The sequence below is a fragment of the Massilia timonae CCUG 45783 genome, assembly GCF_000315425.1.
Taxonomy (GTDB): domain Bacteria; phylum Pseudomonadota; class Gammaproteobacteria; order Burkholderiales; family Burkholderiaceae_D; genus Telluria; species Telluria timonae.
In genome coordinates, this window is sequence record NZ_JH992924.1 from 517604 (window position 1) to 539502 (window position 21899).

General features: G+C 63.6%; 11 protein-coding genes. 6 read left to right on the plus strand and 5 right to left on the minus strand.

Annotated features, from left to right (window positions below; genetic code table 11):
• Positions 1-3039, plus strand: a complete 3039-nt coding sequence (locus tag HMPREF9710_RS17475) for a TonB-dependent receptor (protein ID WP_005668501.1) — start codon at positions 1-3, stop codon at positions 3037-3039.
• A 671-nt stretch (positions 3040-3710) separates the two neighbouring features.
• On the plus strand, positions 3711-6605 hold the full coding sequence (locus tag HMPREF9710_RS17480) for a TonB-dependent receptor (protein ID WP_005668502.1): 2895 nt from the start codon (positions 3711-3713) through the stop codon (positions 6603-6605).
• A gap of 148 nt (positions 6606-6753) precedes the next feature.
• On the opposite strand, the gene HMPREF9710_RS17485 is transcribed toward HMPREF9710_RS17480, so the two are convergent.
• A complete protein-coding gene (locus HMPREF9710_RS17485) occupies positions 6754-7479 on the minus strand; it encodes a 16S rRNA (uracil(1498)-N(3))-methyltransferase (RefSeq protein ID WP_005668503.1) in 726 nt (241 codons plus the stop codon).
• A gap of 133 nt (positions 7480-7612) precedes the next feature.
• Between HMPREF9710_RS17485 and tkt the strand changes: the two genes are divergently transcribed.
• The 4 genes from tkt to HMPREF9710_RS17505 all read left to right on the plus strand — a co-directional run bounded on the left by tkt (position 7613) and on the right by HMPREF9710_RS17505 (position 11577).
• Positions 7613-9610, plus strand: coding sequence for a transketolase (gene tkt, locus HMPREF9710_RS17490; RefSeq protein ID WP_005668504.1), 1998 nt, complete (start codon positions 7613-7615; stop codon positions 9608-9610).
• Positions 9611-9698: 88 nt separating this feature from the next.
• Positions 9699-10712: a type I glyceraldehyde-3-phosphate dehydrogenase gene (gene gap / locus HMPREF9710_RS17495; RefSeq protein WP_005668506.1), complete on the plus strand. Its 1014-nt coding sequence runs from the start codon at positions 9699-9701 to the stop codon at positions 10710-10712.
• A 173-nt stretch (positions 10713-10885) separates the two neighbouring features.
• Positions 10886-11284, plus strand: coding sequence for a glutaredoxin family protein (locus HMPREF9710_RS17500; protein ID WP_005668508.1), 399 nt, complete (start codon positions 10886-10888; stop codon positions 11282-11284).
• Between the two features lie 98 nt (positions 11285-11382).
• Complete coding sequence (locus HMPREF9710_RS17505) at positions 11383-11577, plus strand: hypothetical protein (RefSeq protein WP_005668510.1); 195 nt, start codon at positions 11383-11385, stop codon at positions 11575-11577.
• A gap of 66 nt (positions 11578-11643) precedes the next feature.
• Here HMPREF9710_RS17505 and map read toward each other — a convergent pair whose 3' ends face one another.
• The 4 genes from map to glnE form a co-directional block, all read right to left on the minus strand.
• On the minus strand, positions 11644-12411 hold the full coding sequence (gene map, locus HMPREF9710_RS17510; protein ID WP_005668513.1) for a type I methionyl aminopeptidase: 768 nt from the start codon (positions 12409-12411) through the stop codon (positions 11644-11646).
• A 156-nt stretch (positions 12412-12567) separates the two neighbouring features.
• Positions 12568-15465, minus strand: a complete 2898-nt coding sequence (locus tag HMPREF9710_RS17515; protein ID WP_005668515.1) for a TonB-dependent receptor domain-containing protein — start codon at positions 15463-15465, stop codon at positions 12568-12570.
• A 330-nt stretch (positions 15466-15795) separates the two neighbouring features.
• Positions 15796-18669: a TonB-dependent receptor plug domain-containing protein gene (locus HMPREF9710_RS17520; RefSeq protein WP_005668516.1), complete on the minus strand. Its 2874-nt coding sequence runs from the start codon at positions 18667-18669 to the stop codon at positions 15796-15798.
• A 346-nt stretch (positions 18670-19015) separates the two neighbouring features.
• Entirely contained in the window at positions 19016-21733 is a 2718-nt protein-coding gene (gene glnE / locus HMPREF9710_RS17525; RefSeq protein WP_005668518.1) for a bifunctional [glutamate--ammonia ligase]-adenylyl-L-tyrosine phosphorylase/[glutamate--ammonia-ligase] adenylyltransferase, read from the minus strand.
• Positions 21734-21899: the final 166 nt, after the last annotated feature.

The following is a 21899-nucleotide window of genomic DNA, read 5'->3' on the forward strand; positions in this document are numbered from 1 at the left end:
ATGTTCAAGAAAACCGTTCTAGTCCACGCCCTGACGCTGGCATTCGGCGGCGCCGTGCTGGCCATCGGCACGATGGCGCCGGCCATGGCGCAATCGAACGCCACGTCGGTCGTGTACGGCACCGTCGCCCCTGGCGCCGACGTGCGCGTCGTGCTGGAAAACCCGGCCACCGGCCTGCGCCGCACCGTGACGCCCGATGCGCAGGGCCGCTTCCAGGCCACCGCGCTGCCCACCGGTTCCTATACCGTGACCCAGTACCGGGGTGATGCCGTGGTAGGCACGACCAGGGTCGAAACCAGCATCGGCCAGAACGCCGAGGCAGTCTTCGCCGAGGCGGGCGTGCAGACGGTCGAAGTGACAGGCCAGCGCCGCAACATCGATGTCACCTCGACGTCGTCGGGCGCGACCTTCAGCGCACGCCAGCTGGCCGCGCTGCCGGTGACGCGCGACATCCAGGGCATCATCCAGCTGGCGCCGAACACTACCCGCGTGGACTCGCGCTTCGCCGGCGGCGCCTCGTTCGGCGGCGGGGCGGCGTCCGAAAACTCGTACTACATCAACGGTTTCCCGGTCACCAACCCGCTGACCGGCCTGGGCGCGTCGCAGCTGCCGTTCGGCGCGATCGCCGAAGCGCAGGTGCTGGTCGGCGGCTTCGGCGCCGAGTTCGGCCGGTCGATCGGTGGCGTCGTCAACGTCATCACCAAGAGCGGCACCAATACCTGGGAGGCGGGCGCCCAGGTCACGTTCGAGCCGAAGAGCTGGCGCGCCAGCGAGAACGACATCTATTACGCCAACACCGGCTACAACCCGCTCACCGACAACACGCTGCGCCTGGCCCAGCGCGAGAACACGCGCGAACAGAAGACCTACGGAGCCTATGTCGGCGGACCGATCATCAAGGACAAGCTGTTCGTGTACCTGGCCGGTGAGATGATCGAAAACGACCGCGGCTACGTCAACGGTTTTCGCACCGGCACCTCGAACGCCCAGAACGGCTGGCGCGACGACGAGCGCGAAATCGCTCGCTACATGGGCAAGATCGACTGGAACATCACCGATAACCACCGTCTCGAACTGACGGCGCTGGGCGACAACCCGAAGCGCACCTACGAGGACAGCGGCTACGACTACGCCACCCGCACCCGCAACGGCGTCGTCACCTCGACCGCCACCCGCCGCAACGTGGACGACAACGGCGGCCGCACAGCCATGCTGCGCTACATCGGCAACCTGACCGATGACCTGACCCTGACCGCGCTCTACGGCCGCAGCGAGCTGAAGCACGAGAACGCCTTCAGCAACTACCAGGCTGACATCTTCTCGACCACCTCGTCGCCGGAAAACCGCGCCCCGGGCTTCACCTACGCCAACCCGCAGGCGATTACCGGCAATATCCTGGCGCCGGACGCGAAGGACAAGGTCGATTCGGGGCGCCTGGACCTCGAGTACCGTATCGGCGACCATAACCTGCGCGCGGGTTACGACCGCACCGACGTCGAATCGCTCAATGCCGGCGTGTTCAAGGCCGGCGGCGGCACCTGGGCTTACTTCAGGACGGCCAACCCGAACCGGCCGATCGGCGTGAGCGGCGGCACGGTCCCGGCGACCGCCAGCGGCGGCGGACTGGGCACCCAGGGTTACTACGTGTCCAAGCGCCTGTTCTCGACGGTGACCGACTCGTACGCCGAACAGAGCGCCTTCTATGTCGAGGACCGCTGGCAAGCCACCAAGAACCTGCTGCTGACCATCGGCGTGCGCAGCGAATCGTTCAAGAACCAGAACGAATCGAAGGTCACCTTCCTCGATATGGACAACCAGATCCAGCCGCGCCTGGCGGCGGCCTGGGACGTCAACGGCGATGGTCAGACCAAGCTGTTCGCCACGCTCGGCCGCTACTCGGTGCCGATCCCGACCCATATCTCGGTGCGCGGCGCCGGCCGCTCGACCTACACCGACCAGTATTTCACCTATACCGGCGTCGACGCCAACGGCGCCCCGACCGGACTGGTGCAGCTGACGGAGCCGCTGTCGGGCAATAACGAGTTCGGCCAGGATAAAGTCATCGCGACCCTCGCGGCCCTCGACATGAAGCCGGCCTACCAGGACGAGGTCACCATCGGGCTCGAGCGCGCCATCACGCCGCGCCTGACCTTCGGCGCCAAGGCGACCTACCGCGAGCTGAAAGAGACCATCGACGACTTCTGCGACGTGCGTCCGTTCGAGCGCTATGCCGAAGCGAACGGCATCGAGATCACCAATCCCTACTGGGGTAATACCTGCCAGACCTTCAACCCGGGCCGTAACAACACCTTCATGGTCGACTACTCGGGCGACCCGGCGAACCTGACCAAGGTTTCGCTGACCGCCGCCGACCAGGGCTTCGTGAAACCGAAGCGCACCTATGCCGCGGTCGACCTGTTCCTGGAACACCCATATCGCAACGGCTTCTACGGCAAGGTGAACTACACCTGGTCGCGCAACAAGGGCAATACCGAAGGCCAGGTGCGTTCCGATAACGGCCAGGCCGACGTCGCCGTGACCTCGACCTGGGATTATCCCGAGCTGATGGAAGGCGCCTACGGCCTGTTGCCGAACGACCGCAAGCACCAGATCAAGGCCTTCGGTTTCTATGAAGTCACGCCCGAAGTCTCGGTCGGCGGCAACGTGCTGCTGGCTGCCGGCCGCCCGCGCAGCTGCATCGGCACCTCGGCCAACCCTGGCGACTCGCCCAACTACGCCAACCAGAGTTTCTGGTGCGGCGGCGCCGAAGTCCCGCAAAACCAGATCGTACAGCGCGGCACCGTCGGCAACCTGCCGTGGGACAAGCGCCTTGACCTGAATGTCGCTTACCGTCCGGGTTTGCTGAAGGGCCTGCAGCTGCGCCTCGACGTGTTCAATGTGACCAACGAGCAGGTCACGCAGAACGTGACCGAGGCCTACAACAGCGGCGACGCGGTTTCGCCCCTGTATGGAACGCCGCTGTCGCTGACGCCGCCGCGTTATGCGCGGATCTCGGTGTCTTACGATCACAAGTTCTAAGCGCTTCAGGAAGCTCGCCAGCCGCGCGCCTGGTGTGCTTTCCAAGAAAATGCCCTGGCTGTTTCAGGGCATTTTTTATTTTTGGAAGGTAACAATAAGGCGCTCATATGGTTTATCACATCGCATTTCGACGTCATAAATGAACATAATCGAACTGAGCGTCGTTTCTACGCAACTATCTCGTGAGTCAACTACAAATTTTATACATCTATTGCTAATGCATACTATGTACATAGAAATTTTTTGAACGAAGACTCCGCATGCATATGATTTAGTTCGTCCATACTCACTTGAAACTGTCGTAAATACAATGGCTTAGCTTGGTAAGCGTTGCCGCGACCCAGGTTCCATAGGGATGAGGGAGTCAGCCGACAGGCCGTGGCAGCAGTGCGTCACCGACCAATCGTCTGCTGCCCATTCCGGGATTTAACAATATGCATATCCCATCTGCTTGTTGACGCTTTTTGTTTTGATATGGTTTTATGGAATGACTCATATGGTGTGGGATTCAACAATCAACGTCGATTGAGGGTGTTCGTCCCTGATACATGTCTGCATATGACACGCTGCACAGCCACGATGCAGATAATTTGTTTTAGGCAAAACACTTGAGCACGGACCGGTACGTGCGCCCGCATAAAACTATTCAAAGAACAGCAAGGAGAAACACAATGTTGAAACTGAAGTCGATGCCGTGCGCGATCGCCTGCGTGATCGCCAGCGGCGCCCTGGCCGGCGCCGTACCGGCACTCGCCCAGGACCAGGCCGCGCCTGCTCCCGCGGCGCAGCGCGTCGTCGTGACCGGTTCGCTGATCAGCCGCACCAATACCGAAACCCCGACCCCGATCCAGGTGCTCACCGCGGCCGACATCCAGAAGAGCGGCAAGACCTCGGTCGCCGAGCTCCTGACCGACCTGGCCGCCAACGGCGCCGGCACCCTGGGCACCGGCTTCGCCGGCGCCTTCGCCAACGGCGCCTCGGGCATCTCGCTGCGCGGCCTGACCGTCGGCGCCACCCTGGTGCTGATCGACGGCCACCGCATGGCCCCGTATCCACTGTCGGACGACGCCCAGCGCTCCTTCGTCGACGTGTCGGCGATTCCGTTCGACGCCATCGAGAGCATCGAGGTCCTGAAAAGCGGCGCCTCGTCGCTGTACGGTTCCGACGCGATCGCGGGCGTGATCAACATCAAGCTCAAGAAGAACCTGAACGGCACCCGCCTGTCGGCCGAGATCGGCGACACCCAGCACGGCGGCGGCAAGACCAAGCGCGCCTCGGTCAGCACCGGCATCGGCGACCTCGGCGCCGACGGCTACAACGCCTTCATCACCGCCGAATACCGCAAGCAGGACCCGATCTATGTGGTCGACCGCGAGCAGTTCGGCTACGCCAACCGCGACTGGCGCGCACGCGGCGGCAACGACCTGACCCTGGGCGTGCCAACCAATATCAACAATTTCCTGACCGCGTCCAGCAGCCCCTTCCTGTACAACCCGGCCAATCCGAACAATCCGGCCGGCGTCACCAACGCCAACAACCCGGCCAACTACCTGTTCCTGGATCCGAACTGCAACTTCGCCAAGTACCGCGCCGGCGGTTGCTCGGTGCGCGATACCGAATCGTTCATCCAGCCGCCGACCGAGAACGTCAACGTCCTCGTCGGCATGACCAAGAAGCTGAGCGAGGACTGGGAGGTGCAGTTCAAGGGCTCGATGTTCCGCCGCGAAAGCACCAACAACCGCAACGGCGCAGGCACGTCGCCGCTGGCCTTCAATCCGACGGCCTTCAACGGCACCACCACCCTGGTCAACGGCGTGCTGACCCCGCGCGTCGGCGCAGTGCCGGACACGACCTTCGCGCCGGGCGCCCAGGTTGGCGCCAACGTCACCAACCCGTTTGGCCAGAACGCACGCCTGTATGGCTACATTCCGGATGTCGGCGCCGCCCTGACCACCAGGAACGAGTCGACCGCCACCCGCTTCTCGGCCGACCTGATCGGCAGCGCCTACGGCTGGGACGTGACTGCCTCGGTCGGCGCCACCAAGGTCAAGAACGACCTCGACTATAGTGGCTACGTCAACCGCAGCGCGCTCTACGCCGCATTGCGCAACGGCACCTTCAATGTGCTGGGCGGTAACTCGCCGGCCGTCATGAACCAGGTGTCGCCGCACTTCAGCAACAAGATCGAGTCGACCCTGAACTACGCCGACCTGATCGGATCGCGCGAACTGCTGTCGAACTTCGGCGCCGGTCCGCTGAACTTCGCGGCCGGCCTGCACTGGCACAAGCGCGAGCAGGATGCGCCGCCATCGAGCCTGACGCTCAATGGCGCGGTGGCCAACACCGCGGCCTTCGCGATCGGCGAAGAGACCAACAAGGCGGCGTTCGCCGAGCTGCAGGCGACCCCGATCAAGAACGTCGAAATCGGCGTCGCCGGCCGCTACGACCACTACGATACCTACGGCCGTTCGTTCACGCCGTCGGCCAACTTCAAGTGGACGCCGAGCCAGCAGATCGGCCTGCGCGGCACCTTCGCACGCGGTTTCCGAGCGCCGGCCCCGGCCGAGGTGGGCAACGCCGGTTCCTTCTTCACCTTCAACGCGATCAGCGATCCGATCCTGTGCGCCAACGGCAGCCAGACCACCGCCGGCAACGTGCCGTCGGCCTGCTCGTTCAGCCCGCCATACGTCCAGACCACCAATCCCGACCTGCAGCCGGAGAAATCGAAGTCGTATACCTTCGGCATCATCCTCGAGCCGATGCGTGGCCTGAACATGACCCTGGATTACTACAAGATTCAGATCAAGAACCTGATCGTGACCCAGGCCGGCAACGATCCGAGCTTCGTCCCGACCTGGGTGCGCGGCCCGGCGGCGACGATCGACATCGCGACCGGCGCCGGCAACAACACGGTCCCGGGCATGCCTGTCGCCGGTCCGATCCTGTACGGCCTGTCGCCGTATATCAATGCCGGCAGCACCGAGACCCACGGCATCGAAGCGGATGTGCGCTACCGCTGGCGCCTGGGCGACATGGGCACCATCACGGCCAACCTGAGCGCGGCGCACGTGTTCGGCTACGAGACCGAAGTGGCTGGCGAGAGCTACCAGCTGGCCGGCACCCAGGGGCCATCGTCGGTCGGCGGCGCCACCGGCAACCCGAAGGACCGCGCCCAGTTCACCCTCGGCTATGCCCGCGGCCCGCTGGACGTGACCGCCACCGTGAACTACACGAGCGGCTTCTCGACCTTCGACCCGGCGCTGGGCGAGACCGATTGCGCGTCGACCGGCACCAACGTCGGCGGCCGTCCTTACTTCCAGGGCCTGGTCCAGCCGGCGTGGTATTGCGACGTGTCGTCGTTCACCTCGACCAACCTGAACGTGGCGTACAAGGTCTCCGAGAACCTGACCATCCGGGGCGCGATCCTGAACCTGTTCGACAAGGAAGCCCCGTATGACGTCGCCACCTACGGCAACGCGGGCAACCAGACCTCGTACAACGCCTCGCTGCACCAGCCTGGCGCGGTGGGCCGCTTCTTCAGCCTGGGCGCGAACTACACGTTCTAAGTCCTAGGCCAGCTGCCTCAGCACGTCGTTCCCGCGCAGGCGGGAACCCAAGTACTGCTTGCGTTGTCGAGACGCTTGCTACCTTGGGTTCCCGCCTGCGCGGGAACGACGTTTTTATGTTAACTAAAGAATGTACTTTGCAGAACGTTCAGATACCGCCCCAGGCGCCGGCCAGCACCGCCAGCGCCGCCAGCCCCGCGGTTTCGGTGCGCAGCACGCGCGGACCCATCGACAGCGACAGGGCGCCGGCGGCGACGGCCGCGGCTTCTTCCTGCGGCGTGAGGCCGCCTTCGGGGCCGATCAGGAAGGTGACCGCTTGCGGCGTATTGGCGCGCGCCCAGCCGGCCAGCGATTCGGTCGCGCGCGGGCTGAGCAGGATGCGCACGCCGTCGGCCGGCGCCGTCAGCCATGGCTGCACCTCAAGCAGCGGATGCAGCCGCGCCAGCCGGTTACGGCCGCACTGCTCGGAGGCGGCGACGATCACGCCCTGCCAGTGCGCTTGCCGCTTATCGAGCCGCTCGCCGGCCAGGCGCACGACGCTGCGCTGGGCCGCCAATGGCTGGATCGCCGTCACGCCCAGTTCCACCGCCTTTTCCACGATCCAGTCCATCTTCGAGCCTTCAGGCAAGCCCTGGGCCAGGGTGACGGAGTAGGGCGTCTCGGCCTCGACATCCTCGAAGGCGTCGACCGTCGCCGTGGCGCGGCGCTTGCCGCTCTCGCTCAGGGTGGCGCGGTACTGGCCGCCTTCGCCATTGAACAGGGTGAGCGTCGCGCCCGGCTGCAGGCGCACCACGTGCAGGTGGTGGGCGACGGCTTCCGGCAGGTCGACGGTCAGGCCGGCGGCGAGTGGCTGGGGGCAATAAAAACGGGGCATTCTGTGGGAGCGCAGCGAGGGCTTGCGTTAAAGGAATAAACCTGCATTTTAAATCGGCAGCACCCCGGTCTGGTAGAATAACGGGCTACGGCCTCGCGGGCCATCGCTTTCCAATCCCTGATCCACGATCTCCATGAAATCTACGCAAACCACCACCCTGATGGCCAACGCGATCCGCGCGCTGGCGATGGACGCCGTCCAGAAAGCCAACTCGGGCCACCCGGGCATGCCGATGGGCATGGCCGAGATTGCCGTCGCGCTGTGGGACAAGCACTACCGCCACAATCCGGCCAATCCGGGCTGGACGAACCGCGACCGCTTCCTGCTCTCGAACGGCCACGGCTCGATGCTGCACTATGCGCTGCTGCACCTGGCCGGCTACGACCTGACGATGGACGATCTGCGCGACTTCCGCCAGATGCACTCGAAGACCCCGGGCCACCCGGAAGTCGGCATCACCCCGGGCGTGGAGACCACCACCGGTCCGCTGGGCCAGGGCATCGCCAACTCGGTCGGCATGGCGCTGGCCGAGTGGCTGCTGGGTAACGAATTCAACCGTCCAGGCTACGACGTGGTGGATCACTACACCTACGCCTTCCTGGGCGACGGCTGCCTGATGGAAGGCATCTCGCACGAAGTGGCGTCGCTGGCCGGCACCCTGCGCCTGAACAAGCTGATCTGGCTGTACGACGACAACGGCATTTCGATCGACGGCCGTGTGGAAGGCTGGTTCACCGACGACACCCAGAAGCGTTTCGAGGCCTACGGCTGGAACGTGATCCCGAAGGTCGACGGCCACAGCGTCGCCGACATCGATGCGGCCATCGAAAAGGCGAAACAATCGGATCGTCCGACCCTGATCTGCTGCAAGACCATCATCGGCAAGGGCGCCCCGAACCTGGAGGGCGGCGACAAGGTCCACGGCGCGCCGCTGGGCGACGCCGAGATCGCTGCCGTGCGCAAGCACCTGATCTGGGATCCGATCCCGTTCGACATCCCGGCCGACCTGTACGAAGCCTGGGACGCGAAAGAGCGCGGCGCGCAGGCCGAAGGTGAATGGAATACGCTGTTCGCGGCCTACCGCGGCGCCCACCCCGAGCTGGCCGCCGAATTCGAGCGCCGCATGAAGGGCGACCTGCCTGCCGATTTCAGCAAGACCCTGGACGCGGCGATCGCCGCCTGCGTCGACAAGGCCGAGACCATCGCCACCCGCAAGGCCTCGCAAAACGCGATCCAGGCGCTGGCCCCGGTGCTGCCTGAATTCCTGGGCGGCTCGGCCGACCTGACCGGCTCGAACCTGACCAACTGGAAGGAATCGGTGCCTGTGCGTTCGGGCATCGCCGGCAACCACATCAACTACGGCGTGCGCGAATTCGGCATGTCGGCGATCCAGAACGGCGTGGCCCTGCACGGCGGCTTCATCCCGTTCGGCGCGACCTTCCTGACCTTCTCGGATTACAGCCGCAATGCCCTGCGCATGGCTTCCCTGATGAAGATCCGTTCGATCTCGGTGTTCACCCACGATTCGATCGGCCTGGGCGAAGACGGCCCGACCCACCAGTCGATCGAGCACGTCTCGTCGCTGCGCCTGATCCCGGGCCTGGACAACTGGCGTCCGTGCGACACCGTCGAGTCGGCGGTGGCATGGGGCGCGGCGGTGCAGCGCAAGGACGGTCCATCGACCCTGATCTTCTCGCGCCAGAACCTGCCGTTCATGGCGCGTGAAGCGAACCAGGTCGCCGACATCGCCAAGGGCGGCTACGTGCTGCGCGACAGCGCCGACGCTAAAGTGATCCTGATCGCGACCGGTTCCGAAGTCGAGCTGGCAGTGAAGGCATTCGACGCGCTGGCCGCCGAAGGTATCGCCGCACGCGTGGTCTCGATGCCGTCGACCGACGTGTTCGACCGCCAGGAGGCGAGCTACAAAGCAAGTGTCCTCACCAAGGGCATTCCTCGTGTCGCCATCGAAGCCGGCGTGACCGCCTTCTGGTACAAGTACGTGGGCCTGGAAGGCGCCGTGGTCGGCATCGACACCTTCGGCGAATCGGCGCCGGCGCCGGTGCTGTTCAAGCACTTCGGCTTCACCGTCGAGAACGTCGTCGCGAAAGCGAAAGAAGTTATCGCAGCATAAGCATTTGCCGGACGCGGGCTGCTCCCAGGAGCAGCCCGTTCTACTATGTTCGTTACGAAAAAAGTTTTTTTCTAATCAGGAGCACAGCATGACGATCAAAGTTGCAATCAATGGTTATGGCCGCATCGGCCGCAACGTCCTGCGCGCCTTCTATGAAGGCGGCAAGAAGCAAGATATCCAGATCGTGGCGATCAACGACCTCGGCAATGCCGAGTCGAACGCCCACCTGACCCGTTACGACACCGCCCACGGCAAGTTCCCGGGCACCGTCACGGTCGAGGGCGACAATATGATCGTCAACGGCGACAAGATCCGCGTGTTCGCGCAGCGCAATCCGGCCGAGATCCCTTGGGGCGAGCTGGGCGTGGACGTCGTTCTCGAGTGCACCGGCTTCTTCACCACCAAGGAGAAGGCATCGGCCCACCTGAAGGGCGGCGCCAAGAAGGTCATCATCTCGGCCCCGGGCGGCAAGGACGTCGACGCGACCGTCGTGTTCGGCGTGAACCAGGACGTGCTGAAAGCCAGCGACACGGTGATTTCGAACGCCTCGTGCACCACCAACTGCCTGGCCCCGCTGGTCAAGCCGCTGCATGACGCCATCGGCCTGGAAACCGGCCTGATGACCACCGTGCACGCCTACACCAACGACCAGGTGCTGACCGACGTGATGCACGAAGACCTGCGCCGCGCCCGTTCGGCCACCCAGTCGATGATCCCGACCAAGACCGGCGCCGCCGCCGCGGTCGGCCTGGTGCTGCCGGAACTGAACGGCAAGCTGGACGGCTTCGCGATTCGCGTGCCGACCATCAACGTGTCGATCGTCGACCTGTCGTTCATCGCCAAGCGCGACACCACGGTCGAAGAGATCAACGAGATCATGAAGAAGGCCGCAGCCGAAGGCCCGCTGAAGGACATCCTGACCTATAACACCGATCCGCTGGTCTCGGTCGACTTCAACCACAACCCGGCATCGTCGAACTTCGACGCCACGCTGACCAAGGTCTCGGGCCGCCTGGTGAAGGTGACCTCGTGGTACGACAACGAGTGGGGCTTCTCGAACCGCATGCTCGACACCACCGTCGCGCTGATGAACGCGAAGTAAGCCTTCGGGCATCCAATCGCCCCGGATGTGCGCGCGCATCTGGGGCTTTTTTGCGTCTGTACACTACCCCGAAAGCATTAAATCATGGATAAATCCATGCAACAATCATAGTTCATTGACAGCACAATATACAGATATGTATCGTGGATTCGTCTCTTTGACCGGAACGATCCATGCCTGCAAAACGCGTCAAGACCATCCTGTCGTATGTGCTCATCCTTGCTGCCGGCCTTGGCATAGGATCCAGCGTCCCCTACGTCGTCAACCTGCTGAAGCCCGCCTATGCCACGGGCGACTACAGCGCCTACTATCCCGACAAGCAAAGCAATGTCGTTCTCTATGGAACGAGCTCATGCACTTATTGCATTCAGGCGCGGGCTTATCTACGGGAACGCAATATCGCATTCATCGATCGTAATATTTCCGATTCGGATCAAAGTTACCGCGAGCTCGCGCAGCTTGGCGGGAAGGGTGTCCCGGTGATACTGGTCGGCGAACGGATGCTCACTGGATTCAACCAGAGCCACCTGGAAGCCGCTCTTGCCGCGGCAGGCCGCATCGCACGGCCCTGACCGCTGGCCCATTTTGCCGATTTCCCGTGTCGGGATCGGCGCGACCTGCGGCGCGGCTCCAGAGCTATGTCGCCGCCTTCATCATCTAGGAGAAATGTATGAGCAAGAAGCTTGCAGTGCTGTTGTTCGCAATCGGGCTCGGTAGCGCAGCCTCGGTATCGGCCTTCCAGCAAGACATGGGTCAGTGCGCATGGCAATGCCTCAGGGGGTATCAGGCATGCGTAGCCAATGGCTACGATGAAAGCCAGTGTAATATGGACCGTACCGATTGCTACGCCCGTTGCGGCATCTAGGCTGAATCGAGCAGCATGCCGCACCGTGATCGGCGCGGCATGTGCCAACCCGGCGTTTTCGGGTGATTATTTCGCGTCCGGCCACGGCGTCAGGATCTCGAAGCCGTTCTTCGTCACCACGATCATGTGTTCCCACTGCGCCGACAGCGAACCGTCGCGCGTCATCACGGTCCAGCCGTCATCGAGCTGGATCACGTCTTCCTCGCCAATATTAATCATCGGCTCGACCGTGAAGGTCATGCCTTCCTTGAGCAGCAGGCCGGTGTTCGGGCGGCCGTAGTGCAGCACCTGCGGCTCTTCGTGGTAGACGCGGCCGATGCCGTGGCCGCAGTAGTCGCGCACCACCGAGTAGCCGGCGCCTTCGGCCAGCTTCTGGATCGCGTGGGCGACGTCGCCCAGGCGCGCGCCCGGGCGCACGGCGCGGATCCCGGCCATCATCGCTTCATAGGTCGTGTCGACCAGCTTCTTCGCTTCGGGGCGAGGCGTGCCGGCGAAATACATGCGGCTGGTGTCGCCGTGCCAGCCGTCCTTGATCACGGTGACGTCGATGTTGACGATGTCGCCGTCCTGCAGCACGTCCTTGTCGCTCGGGATGCCGTGGCAGACCACGCCGTTGATCGAGGTGCACAGGGTCTTAGGGAAGCCGTGGTAGCCGACGTTGGCCGGCGTGGCCTTCTGCACCTTGCGGATGTAGTCGTGGCAGCGGCGGTCGAGTTCTTCGGTGGAGACGCCGGGCACGACGTATTCCTTGATCATTTCCAGGACTTCGGCGGCCAGGCGGCCGGCGACGCGCATCTTGGCGATGTCCTTGTCGTTCTTGAGTTTGATGGTCATTACGGTGAGGTAGGGGCTGCGCGCGGCGCGGGCAAACCGGCATGATACCGCGTCGGCGGCGGCAGGGGCAGGCGCCCAAGTAAAAAATGCCCGACCGGCAAGGCCGGACGGGCATTCGCTGAACTTTTCAGGAGGGGGGCTTGCGACCCCGTTCCATTAGAAGTTCTGGGTGTAGCGGACGTAGAAGAAGCGGTCCAGCGACATGTCGGCATCAACCGACGAAGCCGATGCTTGGGTGCTGTACACGATGCGTGGCGACTTGTCGAAGACGTTGTTGATACCGAACAGGACGCGGGCATCCCAGCCAGTCTTGTAGCCAACGCTCAGGTCATGGATGACGACCGAACCCAGCTTGTTGGCACCGGTACCGAACGATGCTTCGTAGTCAGGCAGGTTGCACTCGAACTCGTCGTAGCAGATGTCCTTGACCGGGCTGTAGTAACGGAAGCCCCAGGTTGCGGACCAGTTACCCAGCGCCCAGTCGAGGTTGGTGTTCGACTTCACGCGGTTGTAGAAATACTCGCCGGCGTAGTTGTTCCATTCCGAATCGGCGCCGCTGCGGGTGCGGAACTTGTCGACGTACGAGGTTTCGTTACGCACGCCGAACTGGCCGTAGGCGGTACGTGGCAGGCGATACGAGATCGACATGTCCAGGCCTTCGGTTTCCATATTGCCCAGATTGGCGTTGCCGCGTGCCAGCGTGGTGATCTGGCCGCTGACCGGGTCACGACGAATCGCCGAGCAGAAGTTGGCGCTGTTGTTGATGAAGCACTCGTTGGCAACGTAGGTCGCGCTGATCGCAGTGATGCGGTTCTCGATCTGGATGTTGTACCAGTCCAGGCCAACGGTCAGGCCAGGCACGAACGACGGGCTGTACACAAAGCCGACAGTCCTGGTCTTCGCAGTCTCTGGTTGCAGGAATGCATTGCCGGCGCCGGAGTTGAAAGCGACGGTCGACTGAGTGCCGTTGGCGCCACCGATCGCAGCACCGGCCTGATTCACCTGACGGTATCCCGCGAAGGTGCCCGAAGCAGCGCAACGTGCCTGAACAGCTGGGTCACGTGCAGCTTCGCCGAACACGGTGTCGCATGGGTCGAGGAAGGTGTCGAACGACTGCGAACCGCCACCGAAGCTGTCGCCCAGGGTCGGAGCACGGAAGCCTTCAGCCCAGGTACCGCGGACCAGAATGTCCTTGTGCGGCTTGTACATGAAGCTGGCCTTGCTGTTGTTGGCCACGCCGAAGTTGCTGTAGTCCGAATAGCGGTGCGCGAAGTTGAAGCTCAGCAGGTCCGCGAACGGCATGTCCTTAAGGACAGGGACGTTCAGCTCTGCGTACGCCTCACGCACGGTGTAGCGGCCGTAGGTGGCATTGCCTGCCAGGTCGGTCGAATAGCCCGATTGCTCGAATTGGCCTGGTACTTCCTGGCCCTTCACTTCGCGGTGTTCGATACCGACTGCCAAGCCCAGCGCGCCCGCTGGCAGCTGGAACAGCTCACCAGCCAGGTCGGCGGTGGCGCTGTTGACGGTCGAACCGTAGGTAGACTGGCCGGTCGAATTGACGTAGGCCAGAGCTTCCGGGGTCGAGGCCGACGGACCACCAAGGATATTGAACGGCACGCACGACGACAGGCCGATCGGTGCGTCAGGGGTGCCGCACTGCACGACGCCGCTGGCGTTCATGAACGATGGGCCCAGGGCGCGCTTCAGATTCAGCAGGTTGATGTTGCCGGTGCCGAATTGCGAACCAGACACTTTATTGTGGTTGTAGCCAGCGCTCCAGTTCCATGCCAGATCCTTGATCATGAATTCACCCTCGAGGGTGGCATCGATGTGCAAGGTACGGTTTTCGGTTTCGGTTTTGCGGGTCAGCTCGATCGTGCGGCGGGCAAACCACAAATCCTGGCCATTACCAGCGCCGGCAACCTGGTTGCCGTACGGATTCCAGTAGTTGTCCTTGTCGATGTAGACCGGATAGGTGGCCTGCGAGGTCGAGGTCAGCGGGTAGCCGGCGATCTGCTGGTTGGCCGTACGCTGCGAGTACATCGCAGTCGTCTTGAAGCGCATGTCTTTCGGCAGCGCGATCTCGCCTTTGACGAACAGGGTGTCCAGCTTGCTCGGGATGAGCAGGTCCATGTCCTGGGTCGAGTTGTACTTGTCGTCCTGAATCGCGTTCGAGAAGCTGTGGTAGTTATTCGGGTTGCGCGGATCCGCGCCGACGCCGACGCCGTCATAGGTTCCGGTGTGGTTCAGGACGCGGTTGAAACCGTTGGGGCCGGTGGCCAGCGTGCCGCCGTTCAACGGATTGACCGCGGTAATGCGGCCCCATGGGCCTGCGCCCAGGCCGTCGAACGCGTGGTCTGGGCCATTGCCGAAGGCGGTGATCGCGCGGGACTGGGTGTCAACACGGCCCTGTTCGGTGTGCGACAGGCCGAACATCAGCGAAGCTTTTTCATCGCCGGCGCCGTAGCTCAGCGAGAAGTCCTTGTTCTTGCCGTCGTTCTTTTCGTTCTGGCCGGTGTACAGGGACAGCTGGCCGCCCTGCATGTTCTTCTTCAGGATAATGTTGATCACGCCTGCGATCGCGTCGGAGCCGTAGATCGACGAAGCGCCATCCTTCAGGATTTCCATGCGCTCGATCATCGACGACGGAATGGTCGACAGGTCGGTAAAGCCGTCGACCGACTGGGTCCAGCGCTTGCCGTCCACAAGGACCAGCAGGCGGTTCGAGCCCAGGTTACGCAGGCTGACGTACTGGCCGCCGATTTCGCTGTTCGAGGTCAGCGAGCCCGAGCGGGAGAAGTCAGGGGCGCCAGCCGACGACAGGTTGTTCAGGATGTCGCCGACGGTGACCAGACCCGTTTTCTGAATCTGTTCCTGGCTCATGATCTGGATCGGCTGAGCGGTTTCCAGGTCGACTTGGCGGATACGCGAACCAGTCACTTCGACGCGCTGTAGCGGCGCCGATGTTTCCTGTGCGACCGCTGCGGTCATGCCGAGGGTCATACCGCCGAGGCAGATCGCGCGGACCGACCGGGACAAGAGTGTTTCCATCATGTTGCAAACTCCTAGGGGTGAAAACGCGGCGGCACCATGGGAAGGGCACTGCCACCGAAAATGTCGCGAAGCGACTACCTGAAAAACGCCAACTTATTGGTTTAACGAGTTTTCAAGTCAGCAATAAAAACATTCGCGGTGCATCACTGTCAATGCATATACGCGTGTATGACAAATGTGTTGCAGAAATGTGTAATTACGTGTTGGCAATGTTGCAAGTAATTGACTATGCAGTCAATAATTGATCTAAATTTGGCAATGCGAAAAAAAACCCGCCCGGCTTGCGCCGGGCGGGTTTTTTGCGCAATTAAATTGCTTGAAACCTGAAGCTTAGAACGACTGGTTGTAGCGCACGTAGAAGAAGCGGTCGATCGGCAGTTCCGGCGACACCGACGACGACGACGAGTTGCCGCCAGTGTTCGAGCTTGCGCTGTAGTTGATCTCAGGCTTCTTGTCGAAGACATTGTTCGCGCCGAACAGGATCTTCGCATTCCATGGCAGGGCATAGCCGACCGACATGTCGCCGTACCACATCTCGCCATGACGGTTGTAGCCGGTGCCCCAGCTGGCTTCCTTGGTCGGATCCGAGCAGTAGATGGCCTGGGTCGCCGAGTAGCAGCGGTTCTTCTGGCTGCTGTAGAAGCGGGCCGTGAAGGTGGCGCTCCAGTTGCCCATGCTCCAGTCCAGCGAGGTGTTCGACTTCACGCGGAAGATGTCGTATTCGCCGGCGTATTCAACCCATTCGGTGTCCAGGGTCGACTGCTGCTTATACGAATCGGTGTACGTCGATTCGCTGCGGATGCTGAACTGACCGAACCGGGTGCGTGGCAGGCGGTAGTTGACCGCCACGTCGACGCCTTCGGTCTCGACCTTGCCGCGGTTCGTGTTGCCGATCTGCAGGTCAACCACCTGGCCGGTCGTGTCACGCTTGATCAGCGAGCAGAAATTCTGCACGTTGTTGACGTAGCACTCTTCCAGGGTGTTGGTCGCCGAGACACCGGTGATCAGATTCTCGATCCGGATGTTGAACCAGTCCACCGACACCGAGAAGCCAGGCACGCTCGATGGGCTGATGACCAGGCCCAGGGTGCGGGTCTTGGCCGATTCCGGCTGCAGGAAGGCATTGCCGGCGCCGGTGGTGAACGGGAACGGCGTCTGGGCGCCGGTCGCGCCGACGTCGGCGCCGGTCTGGTTCTTCTGGCGGAATCCGGCCGGCACGCCAGCGGCCGCGCAGCGGGACGCGACGGTCGGGTTGCGCGCCGCTTCGCCGTGCAGGCTGTCGCACACGTCCAGGTAGCTGGCGAAGGTTTGCGAGCCGCCGCCGAAGGTGTCGCCCAGGGTCGGCGAGCGGAAGCCTTCGGCGTAGGTACCGCGGGTCAGCACGTCGCGCACCGGTTTCCACATGAAGCTGAACTTGCTGTTGGTGGTCGAGCCGAAGTTCGAGTAGTCCGAATAGCGGGTTGCCGCATTCAGGCTCAGCAGGTCGGCGAACGGCACGCCTTTCAGCAGCGGCACGTTGGCTTCCAGATAGGCTTCGCGCACGGTGTAGCGGCCGTAGGTCGCATTGCCGGCCAGGCTCGACGAATAGCCCGACTGCTCGAACTGGCCCGGCACGTCCTGGCCGCGCACTTCACGGTATTCGACACCGCCGGCAACGCCCACGCCGCCGGCCGGCAGCTGGAACAGTTCGCCGGTGAGGTCGGCGGTGGCGCTGTTGACGGTCGAGCCGTAGGTCGCCTGGGCGGTCGACATCACGTAGTCCAGCGCTTCCTGGGTCGAGGCCGATGGGCCGCCGAGGATGTTGAACGGGACGCAGGCGGCCAGGCCGATCGGCGCGGCCGGGGTGCCGCACTGCACCACGCCCGAGGCGTTCATGAACGATGGACCGAGGGCCTTCTTCAGGTTCAGCAGGTTCAGGTCGCCGTAGCCGCGCACGCCGCCATCGACCTTGCTGTGGTTGTAGCCGACGCTCCAGTTCCATGGATTGTTGGCGATCGCGAATTCGCCTTCCAGGGTGGCGTCGATGTGCAGGGTGCGGTTGCTGTTGTCGGTCACGCGCGGCACGTCGATCGTGCGGCGGTAGAAGAACAGGTCCTGGCCGTTGCCCGCGCCGGCCACCGAGTTGCCGTATGGGTTGTAGTAACTGTCCTTGTCGACATAGACCGGGTAGGCGGACTGCGACGTCGAGCTCAGCGGATAACCAGCAACGGAGCGCGACGACTTGCGTTCGGCATACATCGCGGTGGTCTTGAAGTTCATATTCCACGGCAGCGCCACTTCGCCCTTGACGAAGATCGAGGTCAGCTTGCTCGGCGTCAGGAAGTGCATCTGGCTCGTCGAATTGAACAGGTCGGCAGGTGCATTGGCGAACGTATGGTAGTTGGCCGGGTCGCGCGAATCGGCGCCGACGCCATCGCCCAACTGGCTGCCGGTGTGGTTCAGTACCCGGTCGAAACCGGTCGGACCGCCGGTCGGGCTAACCTGGCGGATACGTCCCCATGGGCCAGTGCCAAGGCCGGCGAGTGGGCGGTCCGGACCGTTGGTGGTCGCGGTGATATCGCGGGTCTTGGCCCAGACCGGACCCTGGTCGGTGTGGGTCAGGCCGAACAGCAGCGAAGCCTTGTCGTCGCCGGCACCGTAGGAGATCGAGTAATCCTTGGTCTTGCCGTCGTTCTTTTCGTTCTGGCCGTGATAGATGCTGGCCTGGCCGCCCTGCATGTTTTTCTTCAGGATGATGTTGACCACGCCCGAGATCGCGTCCGAGCCGTAGATCGACGAGGCGCCGTCCTTCAGGATCTCGACGCGTTCGATCAGTGCCGACGGGATGGTCGACATGTCGGTATAGCCGTTGACCGACTGGCTCCAGCGCTTGCCGTCGACCAGCACCAGCAGGCGCTGCGAGCCGAGGTTGCGCATGTCGAGGAACTGGCCGCCCTGTTCGCGGCCCGCGCCCAGCGCGGTGCCCTTGCTGAACGCTGGAACGCCTGCCGAGGACATGCTGTTGATGATGTCGCCGACGGTGACCAGGCCGCTCTTCTGGATCTGTTCCTGGCTCATCACCTGGACCGGCTGTGCGGTCTCGAGGTCGACTTGGCGAATGCGGGAACCGGTCACTTCGACGCGCTGCAGTGCTTCCTGCGCGATGGCGCTCATTGCCGGCAGCGCGAGCGCCACGGCCAATGCGATCTTCGTTCGTTGTTGCATGTGCTCTCCATCCTGCGTCCCACGGGTGTGGAACGACTTTTTATGATTAATAGGTGCAACCCGTGCGCATGCGGACGCCCGTGGATAACGGGGGTTCCGTCGTGCATACACATCTATATAAAACCATTCCGTGTTGACCAGTGTCAACGCGTTGCAGGCTGGAATTTGTGGCAAAAACAACAGTTATCAGAAAGAAATTAAATGACCAAAAAGTCAGGAAATTCAACGGCTTATCGATTGTGCAAAAAAGGTGTACTTACGAGTAAATTCAGTGCGAGGAGAGCGCACACGCACCGGAGTGGTGCGTGCACGAAATGGGATGGGGAGAGGAAGGAAAAGCTGCTGTTCAGTTGCCGAAGCAGGCTTGCCACAGCGCTCGTACGCTATCGGGGTGGGCGCCCACCAGGCCGGGCTCGACCCGGGTCTTGTCCTGGCCCTGCAGCCGCACGCTGTGCTGCAGCTTGCGCATGATGCGGTAGGCGTCGGCGACCTGACCCGCCAGGCCGGCGTCGATCAGGCCCAGCTCGCCGCAGACGCGCAGCAGGGCGATATTGCCGGCGTTCGCGGTCAGCTGCGGGTAAGCCGCGGCATGGCGCAGCACCAGGTATTGCACGATGAACTCGATGTCGATCATGCCGCCCGCGTCGTGCTTGAGGTCGAACAGCTCGCTGCGGTTGACGTTGGCGTCGCGCATGCGCTGGCGCATGCGCACCACCTCCTCTTTCAGTTGCGCTTCCTGGCCGGAGCGGTCCTTGCGCAATACCTGCTCGCGGATCGCCTCGAAGCGCGCGCCGATGGCCGGCTCGCCCGCGCAGAAGCGGGCGCGCGTCAATGCCTGGTGTTCCCATAGCCAGGCGGCATCGTTCTGGTAGCGCTCGAAGGCGGCTACCGACGAAACCAGCATGCCGCTGGCGCCGTCCGGCCGCAGGGCGATGTCGACGTCGAACAGGATGCCGGCCGCGGTATGGGCCGTCATCCAGGTGATGAAGCGCTGGGCCAGGCGCGCATACAGGGGCGGGGCGTCCTGGTCTTCGTCGTCGTACAGGAAGATCACGTCGAGGTCCGACACATAGCCGAGCTCCTTGCCGCCCAGCTTGCCGTAGGCGATGACGGCGAAGCGTGGTTCCTCGCGGTGGCGGCCATTGACCGTGCGCCAGGCATGCCTGACCACGGCGCCGACGATCATATCCGCCAGCGCCGACAGGTGGTCGGCCAGGCGTTCGACCGACAGCTCGCCGGCCAGGTCCAGGGCGAGCAGGCGGAACAGCTGCGCATGGTGGGCTTCGCGCAGGATGTCGAGCTGGCGCTCGGTGTCGCCGGCCGCCTCGCTCAAATGTTCGTCGAGCAGCGCGGCCAGCTGCCCGAGGTCGCCGGCGCCGGCATTGCGGTCGTCCAGCAGTTCGTCGAGCAGGATCGGGTGCTGGGTGAGGAAGGTGGCGGCCCAGCCGCTGGCATTGATCATCCGGATCACCCGCTCGAGCGTGTGCGGGTATTCGGTCAGCAGCGACAGGTAGGCCGAGCGGCGCGCGATCGCTTCGAACAGGTCGAGCAGGCGGCCCAGGGTGGCGGCGTGGCTGCCGATGCCGGCCTCACCGACCACTGTGGCCACCAGCGGCAGGGAAGCGTCCACCAGCGCCAGCAGCCGCTCCCGGCTGGCGTCGGGAAGGTTCGACAGGCGCGGACCCTGCAGGGTGGCGGCCAGGCGGCTGGCGGCGGTGCGGGCGTCGTCGAAGCCGAGCGCGGCCAGGCGGGCGGCGAGTGCGTCCATATTATCCAGTTCGTCGGCCAGGGCCGGGGCATCCGGCTTGTCGTCGGGTTTTTCCTTGTCGGCGAAAATGGCGTCGAACTGCTGGGCCACATAGCTGCGCTGCGCGTCGAGCGCGTCCAGCAGGGTGGCTTCGTCCTTGACGCCCATCATGTGCGCCACCGCCAGCCGGTCGTCCGGATTGGCCGGCAGGGTATGGGTCTGGGCGTCTTCCAGGTATTGCACCCGGTGTTCGAGGTTGCGCAGGAACGTATAGGCCTGCAGCAGGCGCTCCACCGTCTCTTGCGGCAGCAGCTCGCGCTCGGCCAGCAGCAGCAGGGTCTTGCGGGTGGAGCGCTCGCGCAAGGCCGGATCGCGTCCGCCGCGGATCAGCTGGAACACCTGGGCCAGGAACTCGATCTCGCGGATGCCGCCGCGCCCCAGCTTGACGTTGTGGCTGCGCTCGGGATGCAGGCGCTCCTGGCGCTTCACCTCGGCGCGGATCTGGGCGTGCATATTGCGGATCGCGTCGATCACGCCGAAGTCGAGGTAGCGCCGGAACACGAAGGGCCGCACGATGGCGTCGAGCGCCGCGATGTCGTCGGGCGCGCCGGTGACGGCGCGCGCCTTGACCCAGGCATAGCGCTCCCATTCGCGGCCCTGGACGATCAGGTATTCCTCGACCATGCCCAGGCTGGCCGCCAGCGGGCCGGACTTGCCGTTGGGGCGCAGCGCCATGTCGACCCGGAACGTGAAGCCGTCCTCGATCACCTCGGACAGGGCCGCGTTCAGGCGCCGTCCGAGGCGCACGAAGAACTCGTGGTTCGACAACTGGCGCTGGCCGGGGCCGGCCGCGGTCTCGCCGTCTTCCGGATAGACGAAGATCAGGTCGATGTCCGACGAGACATTGAGCTCGCCGCCGCCCTGCTTGCCCATGGCCAGCACCATCAGGTGCTGGGGGCGGCCGGATTCCTCGCCCATCGGCATGCCGTGGCTGGCCACCAGCTCGTCGGTGAGGGCGAAGACGTGGGTCTGGATCGCGAAGTCGGCGAAGGCCGTCATGGCCGTGACCACCTCGTCGAGGTCGGCCTGACCGCCCAGGTCGCGCGCCACGATGGTCGAGACCAGCAGGTTGCGCACGCGGCGCATGGCCCGTTCCAGCGGCAGGCCCTGGGCCAGTTCGCGTTCCAACAGCGCGCGGAAATCGGCGCCGCCCAGCGATAATGATGACAATGCGGCCAGTTGGGCGGCGCGCTCGGGAGCGGCATCGAGCCAGCGCTGGACGAAGCGTGAGGCGCAGGCGGGGGAAGCTGTGGTCATCGTCGATCCTGTTAGATGCGCGGGTCGGTGCCGCCCGGCGGGGAGGGTTTTTAAGGTCTGGCTCAGAGGCGATGCGGTAGAATGGCCTGCTCATCGGACACGATACGCTGCCTGGGTCAGCACCGATGGTAAGGTAGACGCCGCAACTGTTGCAAGCGACCTGTTT